Source organism: Antarctobacter albus (assembly GCF_900101505.1).
Classification (GTDB): Bacteria; Pseudomonadota; Alphaproteobacteria; order Rhodobacterales; family Rhodobacteraceae; genus Antarctobacter; species Antarctobacter albus.
In genome coordinates, this window is record NZ_FMZI01000002.1 from 19,015 (window position 1) to 38,230 (window position 19,216).

Here is a 19,216-nt window from a genome sequence, read left to right on the forward strand (position 1 = left end):
TTCGGGCGCGGAATACCGCGGTACGCCGTTTTTCGCTTTCGTTCGGCAAGGTTGCCGGATCAAACTCCTGTCAAGGGAGGACCACCGTGATCCACAATCCGAAGGCGTACCGGACCATGCCGCTGGGCATCGTGCTGAGACGCGCCCCTGGCGTGACTCGATGGGCGAAGTGGGTCTGGACCGCATCCGCCGTCATGCCCGGTGCCGGCGACGCCGACTGGCGCGTCCTGCGCACCGAGGGCGAGGTGACCGAGTACCATGCCGCGACCGTGCCGCTGGAACTGCACGGCGCCGATACGGACGCCTACCTGCACGAACTCTCGGCCAAGCAGCCCAGCGTCTACGTCATCCTGCGCGAGGCGACAGAGGGAGAGGCCCCGCTGGAGGTGTTGACCGTGACCGCCTCGCCCTACGAGGCGCAGGACTATTCCGACAGCGGCGAGGAAATCATCGAGAAGGTCCCGATGCCGCCCGCGCTTTACGCGCTGGTGGCCAACTTCGTCGAGGAGTTCCACGAGGAAGAGGTCTTCATCAAGCGCAAGCGGGACAAGAAGCGCATCGACCTTGTCGAGGATGGCGTGGGCGATCCGCGTATCGGCAAGCTGGAGGATGTCTATGCCTCGCCCGCGCAACAGCGGAGACGCATGAATTGAGCCGGTCGCCCGCAGATTTCTGGTCGCGCCGCCGCGCAGCCGTTGCCGCCGAGGACAGGGCCGAGACCCGGGCCGAACAGCAGGCCGCCGAGGCCGAGCAGCAGCGCGCGCTGGAGGACCGCCCGGACGAGGAGATCCTTGCCGAGCTGAACCTGCCCGCTCCCGAAGAGATGGAGGATCCCGCCCAGGTGCAAGCGCTGCTCAAGGCGGTGGCGCCGCAACGGCTCAAGACCCGCGCCCTGCGGCGGCTGTGGCGGTTGAACCCGGTGCTGGCCAATGTCGATGGGCTGGTCGATTACGGCGATGACTTCACCGATGCCGCCCGCGTGGTCGAGAACCTGCAATCGCTCTACCAGGTCGGCAAGGGCATGTTCGACAAGGCGGTGGAACAGGCCGAGGCAGAGGCCCGCGCCGCCAATGCCGAAAGGGATGCGATCGACGAGGCCCCGGATCAGGTCCGGGACGCGGTCGCCACAGACGCCGACGACACAGATGCCAACGTGGCACCACCGGCCCCGGCCTCCGAACCGGCGCCTCTGGACCATTCCGAACCGAAAGTCGAACCAGAGACCTATGCCGCCGCCCCGCGCCGGATGCGCTTTCGCTTCGAGACCAGCACATGACGACCGACAAGGACCAGATGACAAACACCGCCGAAACCCGCCAGATCGCCGAAGAAGACCGGCTGCGCGCCGATCTTTACAATTTCCTCGGGCTGCTACTGGCCGGGCCGCCGGACGAAATGCTTCTGGCACAGACCGCCGGCCTGTCCGGCGACGCGACAGAGATGGGGCAGGCCATCGGCACCCTGGCGAAACTGGCCAAGGTCACAAAGCCCAAGACCGCGACCAGCGAATACAACAAGCTGTTCATCGGCCTGGGCCGGGGCGAACTGCTGCCCTACGCCTCTTATTACCTGACCGGTTTCCTGAACGAGAAACCGCTGGCTCTGCTTCGGCAGGACATGGTGCGGCAGGGGCTGGAACGCGCCGACAACGTGTTCGAACCCGAGGACAACATCGCCTCGCTGATGGAGATGATGGGCGCGATGATCGTGGGGCGCTTTGGCGCGCCGGCCAGCCTGGATGCGCAGCGCCAGTTCTTCAACAAGCACATCGGCCCCTGGGCGGGGCATTTCTACGCCGACCTCGAAGGCGCCAAGAACTCTGTCTTCTACGCCCCCGTGGGTACCGTCGGACGGCTCTTCATGGAGATCGAGTCCGAGGGGTTCCGCATGAGCGGCGAGTGAGGATTTCGCCGGGTGCGTTCGGACACGCACCCATCCCGGGGCGGGTGACCGTCCCTCAACCCGTGAAAGGAGCAACTTTCATGACCCAGGAAACCAAGGCCTCGCGCCGGAATTTCCTCAAGCTGGCAAGCGTCTCGGCCCCCGCGGCCGCGGTTGCGATCGCCAGCGGCCAGGCGGCCGAAGCCGGTCCCGCCGAGCCTGACCTGACATCGGAAAAGATGCAGGACACGGCGCATACCCGCGCCTTCTACGACAGCGCCCGCTTCTGAGGCGGCGCCCGCTCTGTCCGGCAGCGTCCGGTCAAAGCATGTAACGGCCCAAGGCGACTGGTTGCGTGACGCCCGACTGCCTCAGGCCATCGTCAGAGTCCCGCGCCCCTCAAAAGGCGCGCAAGGGAGAGAAAACCATGTTGAGGAAAAAGACCAACGGGGTTGCGCGACGCCCCCAGCGGACAAGTATCCTTTCCGAGGCCGCCAACGCCTCGGTTGACCGCCGCGCCTTTCTGCGCGGCTCGGGTCTGGCCATCGGCGGGATTGCCGCCATTGCCGCCACCGGCGGCACCGTGAAACAGGCCAGCGCCGCCTCTGCCGCCGCCCTCGGCGCGGTGGAGCTCAAGAAATCCGTATGCACCCACTGTTCCGTGGGCTGCACCGTCATCGCCGAAGTCAGCGACGGCGTCTGGGTCGGGCAGGAGCCCGGCTGGGACAGCCCCTTCAACCTGGGCGCCCATTGCGCTAAGGGGGCCTCTGTGCGCGAACACGCCCACGGCGAGCGCCGCCTGAAGTACCCGATGAAGAAAGAGAACGGCGAATGGGTCCGCATCTCGTGGGAGCAGGCCATCGACGAGATCGGCGACGGCATGATGAAGATCCGCGAGGAAAGCGGACCTGACTCTGTCTACTGGTTGGGCTCGGCCAAGCATTCCAACGAACAGGCCTACCTGTTCCGCAAATTCGCTGGCTACTGGGGCACGAACAACGTCGACCACCAGGCGCGGATCTGCCATTCGACCACGGTTGCGGGTGTTGCGAACACATGGGGCTACGGCGCCATGACCAACTCCTACAACGACATCCACAACAGCCAGGCGATCTTCATCATCGGTGGCAACCCCGCCGAGGCGCACCCCGTGTCCTTGCTGCACGTGTTGCGCGCCAAGGAGATGAACAATGCGCCGCTGATCGTCTGCGACCCGCGGTTCACCCGCACGGCGGCCCATGCGGATGAATACGTCCGCTTCCGTCCCGGTTCCGACGTGGCGCTGGTCTGGGGGATCCTCTGGCACATCTTCGAGAACGGCTGGGAGGACAAGGAGTTCATCCGCACCCGTGTCTGGGGCATGGACCAGATCCGCGAGGAAGTGGCCAAGTGGACCCCCGAAGAGGTCGAACGCGTCACCGGAACGCCCGGTTCGCAGCTGCGCCGCGTGGCCCGGACGCTGGCCAACAACCGTCCCGGCACCGTGATCTGGTGCATGGGCGGCACCCAGCACACCAATGGCAACAACAACACCCGCGCCTACTGCATCCTGCAGCTCGCGCTGGGCAACATGGGCACCTCCGGTGGCGGCACCAACATCTTCCGTGGCCATGACAACGTGCAGGGCGCGACCGATCTCGGCGTTCTGTCGCACACGCTGCCCGGCTACTATGGCCTGGCCAAGGGATCGTGGCAGCACTGGGCGCGCGTCTGGGAGGAAGACTTCGACTGGCTTTCGGCCCAGTTCGACACGCTCAAGGGCGCGGACGGCAAGGACAAGAACCTGATGTTCGAGACCGGCATCCCGGTCAGCCGCTGGATCGACGGTGTCCTTGAAGACCCGGAGAACATGGACCAGCCGAACACGGTCCGGGCCATGGTGCTCTGGGGCCATGCGCCGAACTCTCAGACCCGCATGGTCGAGATGAAGAAGGCGATGGAGATGCTGGACATGCTGGTCGTCGTCGACCCGTATCCCACCGTTTCCGCCGTGCTGCATGACCGTGAGGATGGTGTCTACCTGCTGCCCGCAGCCACGCAGTTCGAGACCTACGGGTCGGTGACCGCCTCCAACCGCTCGCTGCAGTGGCGTCAGAAGGTTGTCGATCCGCTCTTCGAGTCGAAGCCCGACCAGGAGATCATCGGTCTCTTCGCCAAGAAGTTCGGCTTTCATGATCGCATGTTCCGCAACATCGCGCTGGAGGACGACGGCATCACGCCGAATGTCGAGGATACGCTGCGCGAGATCAACAAGGGCATGTGGACCATCGGCTATACCGGCCAGTCTCCGGAGCGGCTGAAGCTGCACATGGAGAACCAGCACACCTTTGACCGCACCACCCTTCAGGCGGTGGGTGGCCCGGCCGACGGCGACTATTACGGTCTGCCCTGGCCAAGCTGGGGCACAGCCGACATGAAGCACCCGGGCACGCCCAATCTCTACGACATGTCCAAGCCTGTCGCAGAGGGCGGTTTGACCTTCCGGGCGCGTTTCGGTGTCGAGCGTAACGGTGACAACCTGCTGGCCGATGGCGTTTACTCGGTGGGATCCGAAATCCAGGACGGCTATCCCGAGTTCACCATGCAGATGCTCATGGATCTTGGCTGGGACGGTGACCTGACCGAGGAAGAGCGCGCGGTGATCGACGGCATCGCCGGGCCCAAGACCAACTGGAAAACCGACCTTTCGGGCGGCATCCAGCGGGTCGCGATCAAGCACGGCTGCGCCCCCTTCGGAAACGCAAAGGCCCGTGCGGTCGTCTGGACCTTCCCGGATCCGATCCCGGTGCACCGCGAACCGCTATACACCAACCGCCGCGACCTCGTGGCCGACTACCCGACCTACGAGGACCGCAAGTTCTACCGTCTGCCGACCATGTATGCGTCGATCCAGAAGCAGGACTTCAGCCAGGACTACCCGATCATCCTCACCTCCGGTCGACTGGTCGAGTACGAGGGCGGCGGGGACGAGACCCGGTCGAACCCCTGGCTGGCCGAACTGCAGCAGAACATGTTCGTCGAGGTGAACCCGCGGGACGCCAACAACCTGGGTATCCGCGACGGTTCGGATGTCTGGGTCGAAGGCCCCGAGGGCGGCAAGGTCAAGGTCATGGCGATGGTCACCCAGCGGGTGGGCGAAGGTGTTGCCTTCATGCCCTTCCACTTCGGCGGCCACTTCCAGGGCGAAGACCTGAGGTCCAAGTACCCGGACGGCGCGGATCCCTATGTGCTTGGGGAATCCACCAACGTCGCCCAGACCTACGGCTACGACTCGGTGACCCAGATGCAGGAAACCAAATGTACCCTGTGCAAGATCACCGCAGCGTAAGGAGAAACAGACATGGCACGATCCAAATTCCTCTGTGACGCCGAGCGCTGTATCGAGTGCAACGCCTGCGTGACCGCGTGCAAGAACGAACACGAGGTGCCCTGGGGGATCAACCGCCGCCGCGTGGTGACGATCCAGGATGGGACGCCGGGCGAACGCTCGATCTCGGTGGCCTGCATGCACTGTTCCGACGCGCCCTGCATGGCCGTCTGTCCGGTGGATTGCTTCTACCAGACCGAAGAAGGTGTGGTCCTGCACTCCAAGGACCTCTGCATCGGCTGCGGCTACTGCTTCTACGCGTGCCCCTTCGGCGCGCCGCAGTTCCCGCAGGCGGGTAACTTCGGCTCGCGCGGCAAGATGGACAAATGCACCTTCTGTGCCGGCGGCCCTGAGGAAACCCACTCGACCGCGGAGTTCGCCAAGTACGGGCGCAACCGGATCGCAGAGGGCAAGCTGCCCATCTGCGCCGAGATGTGTTCCACCAAGGCCCTGCTTGCCGGTGACGGCGACGTGGTCTCGGGCATCTACCGCGAGCGCGTGGTCGCCCGTGGCTTCGGCTCGGGCGCCTGGGGCTGGGGTACCGCCTACGACCAGAAAGGCGGCTGACGCCTCCTTTTGGGCGGGGCCCTGTCCCGCCCTGTCATTCCATCTCTGGCAGGGGCCCGTGATCCACGGGCCTCTGGCCAATGGCAGAATATGACGCCTCGGGCCTCCGGCACCGCCAACTCGGCTGCCGCGTCCACGGCGTGTCTTTTCGACGGGGACAGTCATGTCACAACGCTCCAGCGGTTTCGGATGGTTCATTCTATTGGTGGCCGGCCTTGCCGTGCTGACCTTCATTTTCCGGCCGCCCGCGCCGGCAGAGACGGGCACCGACCCGGCGGCCCTGGCCGAGGCGCGCAAGGCCACCGGCGGCGCCCAGACGCTGGAGGACATCCTGGCCCGGCAACGGGGCGAAGAGGTCGATCTCAGCTTTCGGCGCGAGTTCGGCCAGCCGGGCGCCGATCCGGATGCACCGCTGGCGCTGGCCCCGCTTGGCGGCGCCTCGGACCCCGACCTGTGGCGCGCGCTGCGCTATGACGCGGCGGATGTGAACGTCTCCGCCGGCGGGGACGTGGCCAAGGTGTTGGTGCAGGATGGCGGCATGGCCTGGTACGAATTCCGCAAGGGGCCGCTGGCCACCTATGGCGGCTGGCTGCTGATCGGCACCATCGCCGCGCTGGCCGTCTTCTACCTGTTGCGCGGCCGGATCGGCATCGACGAGCCGATGACCGGGCGCACCGTGACCCGGTTCCAGGCGATCGAGCGTTTTGCGCACTGGCTGCTGGCGGGGTCCTTCGTCCTCTTGGGCCTGTCCGGCCTGCTGACGCTATTCGGGCGCTTCTTCATCCTGCCGACCTTTGGCCCCGAGCTGAACTCGCAGCTGCTGATCGCGTCGAAATTCGTGCACAACAACCTGGCCTGGCCCTTCATGCTGGGGCTGGTCATGGTCTTTGTCATGTGGGTCTGGCACAACATCCCCGACCGCACCGACATCACATGGTTCGCCCAGGCAGGCGGCATCATCGGCAAGAACCACCCGCCGGCCAAGAAGTTCAACGGCGGGCAGAAGATCATCTTCTGGTCGGTGATCCTGCTGGGCGCCTCGATCTCTCTGTCGGGCCTCTCGCTGCTCTTTCCGTTCGAATTGCCGCTCTTTGCCAAGACCTTTGGCATCGTCAACCAGACCGGCATCCCCCAGTGGTTGGGCTATGGCGCCCTGCCGACCGACCTGGCCCCGCAGGAAGAAATGCAGCTGGCACAGCTCTGGCACGCGATCGTGGCCTTTGTCCTGATGGCGATCATCATCGCGCATATCTACATCGGCTCCATCGGAATGAAGGGCGCCTTTGACGCGATGGGCTCGGGCGAGGTCGACGAGGCCTGGGCGCATCAACACCACTCGCTCTGGCTCGATGAGGTCAAGGCGCGCCAGGCGAAGGACGGCAAGACCCCGGAGTCCGGGGCCACCCCGGCGGAATGATGCGGGCCGCGCTGCTCGCCCTCGCGCTCGCGGCCCTGCCCGCGGGCGCGGAGGAATTCACCACGCTCAAGGGGCATGGCGGCCCCGTCATGGCCCTGGCGATCTCGCCTGGCGGTGAGGTGACAAGCGCCAGCTTCGACAACTCGGTCGGGCTGTGGTCGGGGCGCGCACCCACCTGGCTGGAAGGGCACACGGCCGCGGTTACAGCGCTGACTTGGGGGGCGGGGGGCGCACTGGTCTCTGGCAGCGACGATTTCGCGGTGCGCCAATGGCGCCCGGTCGACCGCCTGCTGGGCAAACACAAGGGCAAGGTGACGTCGCTTTCCGTCGCGCCGGACGGCAACCATGCCGCCAGTGGCAGCTGGGACGGCAGTATCAGGCTCTGGCCACTGACAGAGGCGGGCAGGGCGGGCGAACTGCCCTATCCCGGCGCGGGCGTGAACGCCGTGGCGCATTCGCTGGATGGGCGTTTCCTCTATGCGGCGACCTCCAAGGGTGTGCTGCTGCAATATAACCTCGACACGGGCGGATCGCCCCTGCCGCTGGTCGAACATGGTTTTGGCATCAACCGGCTGGTCATTGGCCCCGGCTGGATCGCCTATGGTGCCGTGGACGGCGGCACCCGCGTGATCGACGCCGCGACTGGCGAGCAGATCGCCGATTTCACGCTCGACCGCCGCCCGATCCTCGCCCTCTCCTGGCACGCCGAAACGGCGCAACTGGCGGTCGGGGACGGGCATGGCTACATCATGATGGTCGACACGGAGCAATGGCGCATCACCCGCGATTTCCGCGCCATGCGGCATGGGCCGGTCTGGGCGCTGGCCTTTGCCCCGGACGGGCAGGTGATCTACGCGGGGGGGCTGGACGACGTCGTCTATGCCTGGCCCGTGGCCCTGCTGGACGAACTCGACGCGCCCGAAGGCTCGGGCCAGCGCAGCTTTCTGCGCGACCCCGAAACCATGTCCAACGGCGAACGGCAATTCATGCGCAAATGCTCGATCTGCCACGCACTGACCCCGGGGCCGTCGCGCAAGGCGGGGCCGTCGCTGCATGGCGTCTTTGGCCGCCAGGCCGGGACATTGCCGGGCTACAGCTATTCCGACACGCTGACAGAAGCCGGCTTCGCATGGACGGAAGAGACCATAGACGCCCTGTTCGACGAAGGCCCGGACCACTACATTCCCGGCTCCAAGATGCCCATGCAGGTGATCGCCAAAGGCTCGGACCGGGCCGACCTGATCGCCTTTCTCAAATCCGCAAGTGAAGGAAACAGCAAATGAAAGCCATGCTCTCGGGGTTCGCCGCGATGATCCTGCTGGCCGTCGGCGCCTGGTACGGGCTGAACGAGATGAAATTCTCGAGCGCCGACAAGCAGACCGGCGTCAACGTGCGGCTCGACTGATCCGGCGGGCGGGTTAGACTGTCAGCCATGAGCCCACTGGATGATTATGGACAGGCCCTCAGCGGTGCCTCGGTGCTGGTCGTCGACGACGAACCGGGCATGCGCAACTTCCTGGCCAAGACGCTGGGCCCCCGGGTCAAGACCGTGGCCGAGGCGGGATCGGCGCGCGAGGCGACAGAGCGGCTGGACGAGGCGCAGTTCGACGTCATCGTGGTCGACAACAAGATGCCCGGCGGGTCGGGCATTGACTGGGTCAGGGAACAGCGGCGCAAGGGGCTTTATGCCGAAACCGTGCTGATCACCGCCTATGCCGACCTCGAAACCGCCATCGCCGCGCTGCGCGCCGGGGTCAGCGATTTCGTCCTGAAACCTTTTCGGGCCAACCAGTTGATCGGCGCTGTGGCGCGGACGCTGGATCGCGGCGCGCTGCGCCGTGACAACCGGCTGTTGCGCCATGCCCTTCAGGCCGAGGGGGAAACCCGCCTGCTGGGCCGCTCGGCGCCGATGCAGGCGGTGCGCGCCATGCTGGAAAAGCTGGCGCCGCTGCCAACGCCGGTGCTGTTCACCGGCGCGACCGGCACGGGCAAGGAACTGGCCGCGCGCACGCTGCACCAGATGGGCGGCCGGGCGGAACGGCCCTTCGTGGCGGTGAACTGCGCCGCCATCGCGCCGGACCGCATCGCGGCCGAACTGTTTGGCGAGGTCGAGGGGGACCGCCTGCGCCCGGGGCTCTTCCTGCTGGCGGATGGCGGCACCCTGTTCCTCGACGAGGTCGCACAGATGTCGGAAACCCTGCAGGCGGCCCTGTTGCGGGTGATCGAGGATCAGCGCATCCGCCCCCTGCGCGCCGAACGCGAGATCCCGCTGGATCTGCGCCTGACCTTTGCCACCAATACCGATCTCGACAAGGCGGTTGACGACGGGCGGTTCCGCGCGGACCTCTATCACCGCATCAACGTGCTGCGGATCGAGATGCCGCCCTTGAGCGACCGATCCGAGGACATCGTCGAGCTTGCCGCGCTGTTCATCCAGCATTTCTCCCGCGCGCTTGGCCTGCCGGAACTGAAACTGGACGACGAGACGCTCTTGAAACTCAGCCGCTATCCCTGGCCCGGCAACGTGCGTGAACTGCGCAACCTCGTGGAACGCTCGGTCATCCTGGGCAGTTTTCCCGAGGATTTCGCCGGCAGCGGGTCTGTCACCGGCGTGCAGGCCATCGAGAACCTCGATCTGGTGATGCAGCGGCACATCATGCATGTCCTGGAACTGTCCGGCGGCAACCGGGCCGAAGCCGCAAGGCGGCTGGGCGTTTCGCGCAAGACCGTGGATCGCAAGGTCGCAACCTGGGGCGAGTGAACCCTCGGGAACACGCCCTCTGATGGTTGCAAAATTTAGCATAATTTACATCCGGGCTGGCGGGTCAATCTGACCTGCCAGCCCCCTTGTTTTCTTGGGGCTATGGCCAATATGTCTCGCTTTTCTCCTTGCGGGTGGGGCTTGTCTTTTCATACCTTCTGAACAGAACGGGGCGTGCACCCCGGAAATTTTGCAGGAGATGACATGCAGGACATGGGAGAGGCCCTCGCCGTCGCGATGACGCTTGTCCTCTCGGGCGATGGCGACCTGGTCGAGATCGTCGGCCTGTCGCTGCGTGTCAGCCTGACCGCCACGGTCGCCGCCTGTGCCATCGGCCTGCCGATCGGCGCGCTGGTCGCCACCAACCGCTTTCCGGGGCGGGGGGCGGTCCTGGTGGTGATGAACGCGCTGATGGGCCTGCCGCCCGTGGTCGTGGGGCTGATCGTCTACCTGCACCTGTCGCGGGCCGGGCCGCTGGGGTTCCTGGGGCTGCTCTATACGCCCGCCGCCATGATCATTGCCCAGACCATCCTGATCGCCCCCATCGTGGCCGCGCTGTCGCGCCAGGTGATCGAGGACATGCATGCGGAATATGCCGACCACTTCCGCTCTCTCTGCCTGAACACCCGCCAGACCGTGCAGGCGCTGCTCTGGGATGCGCGTTACGCGCTGCTGACCGTGGCGCTGGCCGGCTTTGGTCGCGCCGTGGCCGAGGTGGGAGCCGTCATGATCGTCGGTGGCAACATCGACCACATGACCCGTGTCATGACAACCGCCATCGCGCTGGAGACCTCCAAGGGGGACCTGCCGCTGGCCCTGGGGCTGGGCATCGTGCTGATGATCCTCGCACTGGGGGTCAACGCCCTGGTCCACAGCCTGCGCCTGACCGCCGTGAGACAAGCCTATGCGTGAAGCCATCATCCACGGACCCGAGGCCCTGACAGCGGGCGCTGTCCCGGCCTCCAACCTGCTTCCCCTGCGGGTGCGGGGCCTGTGCCTGACCCTGGGCGGGCGCCGTATCCTGAACAGCCTGGACCTGGACCTGGGACCGGCGGGCTGCACCGTCCTTCTGGGGCCGAACGGGGCGGGAAAAACGCAGCTCCTCAAGGTTTTGCATGGTCTTCTTGAACCCGACGCGGGAGAGGTCGACTGGAATGGCGCCGCGCCCGGGCAGGTCACCTCGCGACAGGCGCTGGTGTTCCAGAAACCCGTTCTGCTGCGCCGGTCGGTCGCCGCGAACGTCGATTTCGTGCTGAAGTCGCGCAACCTGCCGCGTGCCCGCCGCCATGCCCTGCTGGATCACGTCGGCCTGGGCGACAAGGCGCGACAGCCCGCGCGCCTGCTGTCCGGTGGCGAGGCGCAGCGCCTGGCGCTGGCCCGTGCGCTGGCAACGGAGCCCGAGGTTCTGTTCCTGGACGAACCCACCGCCAGCCTCGACCCGGCCTCCGTCAACCGAATCGAGGAGATCGTGCTGAAGGCCGTGCGCAACGGCACCCGCGTGATTCTCGTGACTCATGACATCGGACAGGCCCGCCGGCTGGCCGATGAGATCGTCTTTCTGCATGGCGGGCGGGTGGCCGAACAGGCCGCCGCCGACCGCTTTTTCGCAGGCCCCCGAACGCCGGCGGCCCGGGCCCATGTCTCGGGCGGCCTCGTGCTCTGACCTCACTCAATACCCTACGGAGGAGATATTCCATGAAACCGCTTCATCTTGCGGCGCTGCTCTGCGCCGTGTCGCTGCCCTCTGCGGCGCTGGCCGATGACATCCTTGTGCAGTCGACCACCTCGACCGCGAACTCGGGGCTCTACGATCACCTGCTGCCGATCTTTGCCAAGGCGACGGGCATCCAGGTCAACGTGGTGGCCGTGGGGACTGGCCAGGCGATCCGCAACGCCCGCAACTGCGACGGTGACGTGCTGTTGGTCCATGCCAAGCCGGCGGAAGAGAAATTCGTCGCCGATGGGTTCGGTGCGTCGCGTACCGACCTGATGTACAACGATTTTGTCATCGTCGGCCCCGCGGCAGATCCGGCCGCCGTGGCCGGCATGGACGATGTCCAGCCGGCGCTGGAAAAGATCGCCGCGGCGCAGGCGCTGTTCGCCTCGCGCGGCGATGATTCCGGCACCCACAAGAAAGAGGTTTCTCTCTGGGGCGCCACCTCGGTCGATCCGGCCAATGCCTCGGGCGACTGGTATCGTGAAACCGGCTCGGGCATGGGCGCGACGCTGAACGCGGGCATCGGCATGGGGGCCTATGTCATGACCGACCGCGCCACCTGGATCAGCTTCAAGAACAAGCAGGATTACAAGATCCTGGTCGAAGGCGATGCGGACCTGTTCAACCAGTACGGCGTCATCCCGGTTTCCGCCGAGAAATGCCCGTCCGTGAACATCGAAGGCGCGCAGGCCTTTGCCGACTGGTTGCTGTCGGATGACGGCCAGGCCGCCATCGCCGATTATGAGGTCGACGGGCAACAACTCTTCTTCCCGAACGCCCCGGATTGATCTAGGACAATTCGCCAGGCGGCCCGCATACACTAGGTCTTTGGGCCAGGAGGCCCGATGTCCAGCGTCAATACGCCTGAATATTTTACTGTTGCAGAGCTGGCAGAGCTGCTGCGACTGAAAGAACGCAAGATCTACGACCTCGCCGCCTCAGGCGGGGTTCCCTGTTCGCGCGCCACCGGCAAGCTGCTGTTTCCCGCGCGCGACGTCTATGCCTGGATCGCCTCGCATACCACCGGCCCGCAAGAGACCGAGGCCCGCCCGCCGATCCTGTTGGGTAGCCACGATCCACTGCTGGACTGGGCCGTCCGCGAAAGCCGCTGCGGCCTTGCCACCTATTTCGACGGGTCTCTTGATGGGCTGGACAGGTTCAAGGCCCGCGAAGGCGTGGCCTGCGGGCTGCATGTCTATCATTCCGAGACCAGCGACTGGAACGTGCCCAGCGTCGACAAGACTCGCGATGCCGTGTTGGTGGGGTTTGCCCGCCGCCGTCGCGGGCTGGTGGTGCGCCCGGACGAGACGGGTATCACCGGGCTGGAGGATCTCGCCGGACGCCGTTTTGCGCCACGCCAGCCGCTCTCGGGCACGGCCAAGCTGTTCGGAGACCTGGCAGAAGAGGCCGGGCTGGACCACGCGGCGCTTGATCTTGCGCCGGTGTCCCGGACCGAGACCGAGGCCGTGCAGGCCGTGGCCCGGGGCGAAGCCGACGCGACCTTCGGGCTGGAGACGCTGGCCCGCGATTTCGGCCTGCAATTCCTGCCCCTCATCGAAGAGTTCTTTGACCTGCTGATCGACCGGCGGCAGTATTTCGAGGCACCGGTCCAGGCGCTTCTGAACTTCTGCACCGGTGATGCCCTGCGCGAACAGGCTGCCCGGTTGGGCGGCTATGACATCGCGGAGCTTGGCAAGATCCGCTGGAACGCCTGACACTCTGCCTGAGCTTTGCCGGATTGGTCTCTGGAAACACTGGAAATTCCGCAATGGGCGTCTGCGGGGCAGGGCGTCTCGGTCAGATATATGCCAATTTCTAACGGGCCCGCAGCCCTGCAATTCTTGCGTTTCAGCGGGAATCTGTATCTAATTCGAGATACGGGATAGTTTCCCGGGGGGATAGAAATGAAGAGCGATCTGACGGTCCGCCTCGCCGGGCGCCTGTCGGCGCTACGGGCTGCCCGTGGCTGGACGCTGGATCAACTCGCCGCTGCCAGCGGTGTCAGCCGCGCGGCGCTGTCGCGGCTCGAGAATGCCGAGGTCAGTCCGTCGGCGGATGTCCTTTCGCGCCTGGCGGCGGCGCATGAAATGTCCCTGTCCCGCCTCTTTGCCATGATCGAGGACGGGTTCTCCGCCCATGTCACGCGCGAGGAACAGGCCGTCTGGCGCGACGGCGAGACCGGGCTGGCCAAACGCTTCGTCTCTCCGGCGGCATCGGCCCTGGCGGGCGAGGTCGTGGAATGCAAGATGACGCCCAATTCCGAGATGGTGCAGGAGTCGCCCGAGGTCGTCGGGCAGGAGCATCATATCGTGCTGCTGAGCGGTTATCTGCACGTCAGCCTGGACGGATCGGGCTATAACCTCGGCGCGGGGGACTCGCTGCGCTATCGCGAACACGGCGAGGTGCGGCTGGTCACGGATCGCGGGCAGGGGGCGAAATTCATGCTGGTGAGTGTCACCAGCTGAGCGTGACGCCCCTTTTCCGGGTCAGCAATTCGGCACGTTGACGGCCAGCCCGCCCAGCGAGGTTTCCTTGTACTTTTCGCTCATGTCGTGGCCGGTCTGGCGCATGGTCTCGATGCAGGCATCAAGCGGCACCAGGTGCGTGCCATCGCCCCGCAGGGAAAGCGAGGCCGCCGAAACCGCTTTGATCGCGCCCAATCCGTTGCGTTCGATACAGGGCACCTGGACCAGCCCCTTGACCGGGTCGCAGGTCATGCCAAGGTGATGCTCCAGCGCGATTTCCGCTGCGTTTTCAACCTGCTCCGGCGTCCCGCCCATGACCGCGCACAGACCTGCCGCCGCCATAGCGCTGGCGCTGCCGACCTCTGCCTGGCAGCCGGCCTCGGCGCCCGAGATCGAGGCATTGTATTTCACAAGCCCGCCGATCGCCGCCGCCGTCAGCAGGAATTCGGGGATGCGGGCGCGCGTTGCCCCGGGCACATGGTCCAGCCAGTAGCGGATCACCGCGGGAACGACACCGGCCGCGCCATTGGTGGGGGCCGTGACCACCTGGCCCCCGGCGGCGTTTTCTTCGTTCACCGCCATCGCGTAGACGCTCATCCAGTCGTTGATCGTGTGCGGGGCGCTTTGGTTCATGCCCCGCTCGGCCTGCAACTGGTCGTGGATGTTCTTGGCGCGGCGTTTCACGTTCAGCCCGCCGGGCAGCACCCCGTCCGAGGTCAGGCCCCGGTCGATGCAATCCTCCATCACCTGCCAGATCCGTGCCACGCCCTTTTCCAGGCTGTCGGCACAGCCGCGCGACACCTCGTTTGCGCGTTTCATATCAGCGATGCTGCGCCCGGATTTCTTTGCCATCTCAAGCATTTCCGCGGCACTCTTGAAGGGGTGGGGGACGGGGGCGCCCTCATCCGTGTCCTTGCCGGCGGCCAGTTCCGCCTCTGTCAGGACAAAACCGCCGCCGACCGAGTAATAGACCTCTTGCAGGATCACGTCGCCCTGCGCATCCGTGGCACGCAGGATCATCCCGTTGGCATGGCCAGGCAGCGTCTCGTCGTAGTCGAAGACAAGGTCCTTGGACGGGTCGAACTGCAGCGCGGGCAAGCCGTCGGGTGTGACTCTGTGGGTCTTCGCGATCTCGGCCAGCGCCGCCTCGGCCTTTTCGTGGTCGTAGGTTTCCGGCACGAAACCGGCCAGCCCCAGCACCGTGGCGCGGTCGGTGGCATGGCCGACGCCGGTAAAGGCCAGCGAGCCATGCAGCGAGGCGCGCAGCCCGTGCACCGCAAAGGGCGCCGCACGCAGCTTGTCCAGAAAGCGGGCCGCCGCGACCATCGGGCCCATCGTGTGCGAGGACGACGGGCCGATCCCCACCTTGAACATCTCGAAGACCGAAAGAAACATCTGCGCTCCCTTTATTCTTGTGCCTCATGTAGCGCAGCGCCCGCGCGATGCCGACGCCGAAAACGACATGACGTCTGCCAAAGGCGCGCTTGACCCTTGGGCGCTCACGACTCCGTGAACGGCTTGTGACTGTCCGGGGCGAAACTTTCGACGGCCTGTCGCGTGACTCCGGTCAGCCGCACCAAAGAGGTGCAGCCTGAACCGACAGACAAACAGGAAGGACCACCAAATGAAACCCCTCAAGACTTTCGCAGCCGTTGCCCTCGTGACCGTGTCCGGCGCCGCCTTCGCGGCCAGCCATTCCGACACCGGCAACCCGATGGTCGGTGGCGCCGCGATGTTCCCGGACAAGACCATTGTCGAAAACGCCGTGAACTCGGCCGACCACGAAACCCTCGTGACCGCGGTCAAGGCTGCCGGCCTCGTCGACACCCTGTCCAGTGAAGGTCCCTTCACCGTCTTCGCCCCGACCGACGATGCATTCGGCATGATCAAGCCCGAGAGCCTGAACGCGCTGCTGCAGCCCGAGGCCAAGGATCAGCTGACCACGATCCTGACCTGTCACGTCGTGGCGGCCAATGCCATGTCCGACGCCATTGCCGGGATGATCGCCGATGACGGCGGCATGCACCCCGTGCCGACCGTGGGCGGCTGCACCCTGCAGGCCAAGATGGACGGGGACGAGATTACCCTGACCGACGAGAACGGGCGCACCGCGACCGTCACCATCGCGGACGTCAAACAGTCGAACGGCGTCATCCACGTCATCGACCGCGTCCTGCTGCCCAAGCAGTAATGTGATCGGTTGCGCGAGGTAAAGTAACCCCCAGTTCGAGCCTCGCGCAATCGTGCGCACCCTGTGCTTGCCCCCGCAGGCCTGGGTGCGCATCCTTTCCCCGAGATAAGAGGAGGCCCCGATGAAACGACGCAACTTTATCGCCGCCGGGGCTGTGCTGCCGTTCTTCACGCGCAGCGCCCTGGCCGCCGGTGGCAATTTTGAGATCACCCGCAGCAAGGCGGAATGGCGCGCCATGCTGAGCGACGCGGAATACCGCGTCATGCGCGAAGAGGGCACCGAACGCGCCTTTACCTCGCCGCTGAACGACGAAAAGCGGAAAGGCACGTTCCTGTGCAAGGGCTGCGACCTGCCGCTCTACGCTTCGGAGACCAAGTTCGACAGCGGCACCGGCTGGCCCTCGTTCTACCAGGCCCTGCCGAACGCCATCGAGACCAAGCCCGACCGCAAGCTCTTCGTGACCCGGACGGAATGCCATTGCCGCCGCTGCGGTTCGCACCTGGGTCACATCTTTGACGATGGGCCGCCGCCCACGGGCAAGCGCCATTGCATCAACGGTGTCAGCCTGACATTCCGCCCGGCCTGACGGGCGGGAAACACAAAGAAAAACGGGCGTGTGGCTGGACTAGGGCCACGCGCCCGTTTCCTTTGGTGGGTCGAACGGGCCGAAAAATGGCCCGAAATTGACGGTAGGTCGCGTCGGATTGTCTGTCCAGAGGGTTTCGCAACCTTACGGACGTGTCCGGCCAAGGCCGCTCAATTCAGCGTGGAAACCCGTGTCATCGTTCGGGTAAAGCCCTGCAGCGAAAACCGCAGCGTCACGGGGGTATCCAGGTCCGCCACCGAGCTGATCTCGACCGGGTCCGGGTTGACCGAGTAGATGCGCGTGTTCTCCGACACGCCGTTCTCGACGTAACCGGCGACGAAATTCACCGCCTGCACGCCGCCGCCGGAGACCTGCTTGTTCGTCAGCACTACCTTGCCGAAATCCGACCGCGGCCCCAATGGCAACTCCTGCGCCGACAGGGGCAGGGCAAGGGAACAGGCGGCAAGGACGGCAAGGGTCAAACGGCGGGTGGCAAACATGCGAATCGAACTCCTGGCGGTTTGACCGAACCCACCACCGGAACCGGGACAAAAATGGGTCCGGAATACCCGGACCCAGCCATTCATTCGTGAACATGTCCGGCCTGTTACCCGGCCCCGCGCTGTCTACTTAAAGCTGCGGCTGTCCTTGATCTGATCCCAGGCCCAGACGACCTGCTGCAGCTGTTCTTCCTGGCTGCGGTCGCCGCCGTTCATGTCCGGGTGAAGCACCTTGATGAGCGACTTGTAGACCTTGCGGATCTCGGCCTTGGACATGTGATCCTCGGCCTCGAGAATATCCAGCGCCTTGCGCTCGGTCGGGGGCAGCTTGCGCCCGCCGCCCTGCTTGCGCCCGGGATTGCGCGTGGCCTTGTCGCCCAGCACCTGGTGCGGGTCCTCGATGCCCAGCCGCGCCCAGGCCTTGGCCTCGGGGTCGCGCCAGTCCTTGGTCTTGCGCTCCCAGACCTTGTCCGAGGATTCCTGGGCGTTCATCTCCGCCTCGGTCTTGCCGTCGAAGAAGGACCACTTGGCATTGTATTCCCGGACGTGGTCCTTGCAGAACCAGAAAAAATCATCCAGCACGTCAGGCGCCTTGGGCGCGCGGAATTTGCCCGGTTCCTCGCAACCGTCATGGTCGCAGATGCGCGTGGATGTCTCCTGTGCGCCAGTCATGCCCTTCCGTCCGCGCGGGTTTTTCTTTTTCGCGGACTTAACGGACATGTCGAAACCGAAGGGGTCAGGTTTGCTCATCTCGCACCTCTTCTCGACTCGGACACCGGAGCATAGACTATCGCGGAACGAGATACAGGGGGTCCTGCGAAAAATGTCGCGAGCCGATGAAATCCAGATGAAACTAGAGGCGGCCTTCGAGCCCAGCCTGATCGAGGTGCGCAACGACAGCGCGCGCCATGCCGGCCATGCGGGCGACGATGGCAGCGGGGAAAGCCATTTCCACGTAATGCTGCGCGCGCCCGCCTTCGAGGGCCAAAGCCGCATCGCCCGGCATCGGGCCGTTCACGCGGCCCTGGGGCCGGACCTTGTGGCGGAAATCCACGCATTGTCGCTTGATGTGCAGGCGTAACATTGCCGGGCTCGGATGTCGGCGGGAAATGACCGTCGGCATCCGGCCCAACCGGCGGGTTTGGACCGGATTCTGATTCCCCTTTAAGGTGATGTTGTAAGTTTCGGCTCAACTTTGGACATGAGGTGCACGGGCATCGTGCCCGGTTCAAAGGAGGCGAACTTATGTCACTATCCAGACTCACCTGTACCGTCGCGGCGGTCATCCTTGCGGCAACTGCCGTGCAGGCGGACGATCCGTTTCCGGTTGTACAGGGGGCGCACAAAGGCAAGGGCCTTGGCTTTGGCGGTTTCGTATCCGGCGCCGCGCCGGGCAAGGGCGCTCCGTCCGGAAACCAGGTGCCAGAGCCGCCGCGTTCCACCGTGGCAAGCGGCGTCCTGTCCCAGATTTTTTCAACGAGTTCGACCAGCGGTACCAACTGACGCCCTTTGGCAGAAAAAGGGGCGTGGTCCATGCGGACCGCGCCCCGACTTTCTGTGAACAAACGGATGAAAGCCCCCGTTTCAATCTTTTGCGTGTCGCGCCGATCAATCCTGACGCTCTGGAGATCTAGCAACCCCCGGTAACAGAACGTTAACAAATTGCGCTGACGCTGCGGCAGTCAGGGATTCCTTACCTTGGGTCAGGGCAGGAAACGGCTCGGGTCAAATCTTCGGTCGGACTCGCGCGCAGACAGACGAAAC

General features: G+C 65.2%; 22 protein-coding genes. 19 read left to right on the forward strand and 3 right to left on the reverse strand.

Going from position 1 to position 19,216, the window contains the following annotated elements:
* Nucleotides 1-116: 116 nt before the first annotated feature.
* The 15 genes from BLQ71_RS03205 (at nucleotide 117) to BLQ71_RS03270 (ending at nucleotide 14,175) form a co-directional block, all read left to right on the forward strand.
* Nucleotides 117-653, forward strand: a complete 537-nt coding sequence (locus BLQ71_RS03205; protein WP_074620989.1) for a DUF3305 domain-containing protein — start codon at nucleotides 117-119, stop codon at nucleotides 651-653.
* Nucleotides 650-1,276, forward strand: coding sequence for a DUF3306 domain-containing protein (locus tag BLQ71_RS03210; protein WP_074620703.1), 627 nt, complete (start codon nucleotides 650-652; stop codon nucleotides 1,274-1,276). The genes BLQ71_RS03205 and BLQ71_RS03210 overlap by 4 nt, the downstream gene beginning before the upstream one ends.
* Nucleotides 1,273-1,902, forward strand: coding sequence for a TorD/DmsD family molecular chaperone (locus BLQ71_RS03215; RefSeq protein ID WP_074620704.1), 630 nt, complete (start codon nucleotides 1,273-1,275; stop codon nucleotides 1,900-1,902). The genes BLQ71_RS03210 and BLQ71_RS03215 overlap by 4 nt, the downstream gene beginning before the upstream one ends.
* Nucleotides 1,903-1,982: 80 nt before the next feature.
* On the forward strand, nucleotides 1,983-2,171 hold the full coding sequence (locus tag BLQ71_RS03220) for a twin-arginine translocation signal domain-containing protein (protein WP_043143209.1): 189 nt from the start codon (nucleotides 1,983-1,985) through the stop codon (nucleotides 2,169-2,171).
* 137 nt (nucleotides 2,172-2,308) lie between these two features.
* Nucleotides 2,309-5,209, forward strand: coding sequence for a formate dehydrogenase subunit alpha (locus BLQ71_RS03225; protein WP_043143211.1), 2,901 nt, complete (start codon nucleotides 2,309-2,311; stop codon nucleotides 5,207-5,209).
* 12 nt (nucleotides 5,210-5,221) lie between these two features.
* Nucleotides 5,222-5,815, forward strand: a complete 594-nt coding sequence (gene fdh3B / locus BLQ71_RS03230; protein ID WP_043143213.1) for a formate dehydrogenase FDH3 subunit beta — start codon at nucleotides 5,222-5,224, stop codon at nucleotides 5,813-5,815.
* A 163-nt stretch (nucleotides 5,816-5,978) separates the two neighbouring features.
* The gene (locus BLQ71_RS03235; protein WP_083342133.1) at nucleotides 5,979-7,232 is read left to right on the forward strand and encodes a formate dehydrogenase subunit gamma; all 1,254 of its coding nucleotides are present in this window, start codon (nucleotides 5,979-5,981) and stop codon (nucleotides 7,230-7,232) included.
* Nucleotides 7,232-8,515, forward strand: coding sequence for a c-type cytochrome (locus BLQ71_RS03240; protein WP_074620991.1), 1,284 nt, complete (start codon nucleotides 7,232-7,234; stop codon nucleotides 8,513-8,515). The genes BLQ71_RS03235 and BLQ71_RS03240 overlap by 1 nt, the downstream gene beginning before the upstream one ends.
* On the forward strand, nucleotides 8,512-8,637 hold the full coding sequence (locus BLQ71_RS26955; protein ID WP_261394718.1) for a hypothetical protein: 126 nt from the start codon (nucleotides 8,512-8,514) through the stop codon (nucleotides 8,635-8,637). The genes BLQ71_RS03240 and BLQ71_RS26955 overlap by 4 nt, the downstream gene beginning before the upstream one ends.
* A 27-nt stretch (nucleotides 8,638-8,664) precedes the next feature.
* Nucleotides 8,665-9,993, forward strand: a complete 1,329-nt coding sequence (locus tag BLQ71_RS03245) for a sigma-54-dependent transcriptional regulator (RefSeq protein WP_069208555.1) — start codon at nucleotides 8,665-8,667, stop codon at nucleotides 9,991-9,993.
* 204 nt (nucleotides 9,994-10,197) lie between these two features.
* Nucleotides 10,198-10,905: an ABC transporter permease gene (locus BLQ71_RS03250; protein ID WP_069208554.1), complete on the forward strand. Its 708-nt coding sequence runs from the start codon at nucleotides 10,198-10,200 to the stop codon at nucleotides 10,903-10,905.
* Nucleotides 10,898-11,656: an ATP-binding cassette domain-containing protein gene (locus tag BLQ71_RS03255; protein ID WP_083342134.1), complete on the forward strand. Its 759-nt coding sequence runs from the start codon at nucleotides 10,898-10,900 to the stop codon at nucleotides 11,654-11,656. The genes BLQ71_RS03250 and BLQ71_RS03255 overlap by 8 nt, the downstream gene beginning before the upstream one ends.
* A gap of 32 nt (nucleotides 11,657-11,688) precedes the next feature.
* Nucleotides 11,689-12,498: an ABC transporter substrate-binding protein gene (locus BLQ71_RS03260; protein WP_074620705.1), complete on the forward strand. Its 810-nt coding sequence runs from the start codon at nucleotides 11,689-11,691 to the stop codon at nucleotides 12,496-12,498.
* A gap of 57 nt (nucleotides 12,499-12,555) precedes the next feature.
* Entirely contained in the window at nucleotides 12,556-13,425 is an 870-nt protein-coding gene (locus BLQ71_RS03265) for a substrate-binding domain-containing protein (RefSeq protein ID WP_074620706.1), read from the forward strand.
* Nucleotides 13,426-13,614: 189 nt separating this feature from the next.
* Nucleotides 13,615-14,175 (forward strand): helix-turn-helix domain-containing protein, encoded by a 561-nt coding sequence (locus tag BLQ71_RS03270; RefSeq protein WP_043143224.1) that lies wholly within the window; start codon nucleotides 13,615-13,617, stop codon nucleotides 14,173-14,175.
* Nucleotides 14,176-14,196: 21 nt separating this feature from the next.
* Here the strand turns inward: BLQ71_RS03270 and BLQ71_RS03275 are convergent, their stop codons facing one another.
* Nucleotides 14,197-15,570: an L-serine ammonia-lyase gene (locus BLQ71_RS03275; RefSeq protein ID WP_074620707.1), complete on the reverse strand. Its 1,374-nt coding sequence runs from the start codon at nucleotides 15,568-15,570 to the stop codon at nucleotides 14,197-14,199.
* Between the two features lie 229 nt (nucleotides 15,571-15,799).
* Here BLQ71_RS03275 and BLQ71_RS03280 point away from each other — a divergent pair, with 229 nt between their 5' ends.
* Nucleotides 15,800-16,366, forward strand: coding sequence for a fasciclin domain-containing protein (locus tag BLQ71_RS03280; RefSeq protein WP_052244553.1), 567 nt, complete (start codon nucleotides 15,800-15,802; stop codon nucleotides 16,364-16,366).
* Nucleotides 16,367-16,487: 121 nt separating this feature from the next.
* Complete coding sequence (gene msrB, locus BLQ71_RS03285; RefSeq protein ID WP_069208549.1) at nucleotides 16,488-16,952, forward strand: peptide-methionine (R)-S-oxide reductase MsrB; 465 nt, start codon at nucleotides 16,488-16,490, stop codon at nucleotides 16,950-16,952.
* Nucleotides 16,953-17,122: 170 nt separating this feature from the next.
* On the opposite strand, the gene BLQ71_RS03290 is transcribed toward msrB, so the two are convergent.
* Nucleotides 17,123-17,452, reverse strand: a complete 330-nt coding sequence (locus BLQ71_RS03290; protein ID WP_074620708.1) for a hypothetical protein — start codon at nucleotides 17,450-17,452, stop codon at nucleotides 17,123-17,125.
* Nucleotides 17,453-17,578: 126 nt separating this feature from the next.
* Complete coding sequence (locus BLQ71_RS03295) at nucleotides 17,579-18,202, reverse strand: J domain-containing protein (protein WP_043143239.1); 624 nt, start codon at nucleotides 18,200-18,202, stop codon at nucleotides 17,579-17,581.
* Nucleotides 18,203-18,275: 73 nt separating this feature from the next.
* Between BLQ71_RS03295 and BLQ71_RS03300 the strand changes: the two genes are divergently transcribed.
* Both BLQ71_RS03300 and BLQ71_RS03305 read left to right on the forward strand, forming a co-directional pair.
* Nucleotides 18,276-18,533, forward strand: a complete 258-nt coding sequence (locus BLQ71_RS03300) for a BolA family protein (protein ID WP_043143241.1) — start codon at nucleotides 18,276-18,278, stop codon at nucleotides 18,531-18,533.
* A 164-nt stretch (nucleotides 18,534-18,697) separates the two neighbouring features.
* A complete protein-coding gene (locus BLQ71_RS03305; protein WP_074620709.1) occupies nucleotides 18,698-18,955 on the forward strand; it encodes a hypothetical protein in 258 nt (85 codons plus the stop codon).
* Nucleotides 18,956-19,216: the final 261 nt, after the last annotated feature.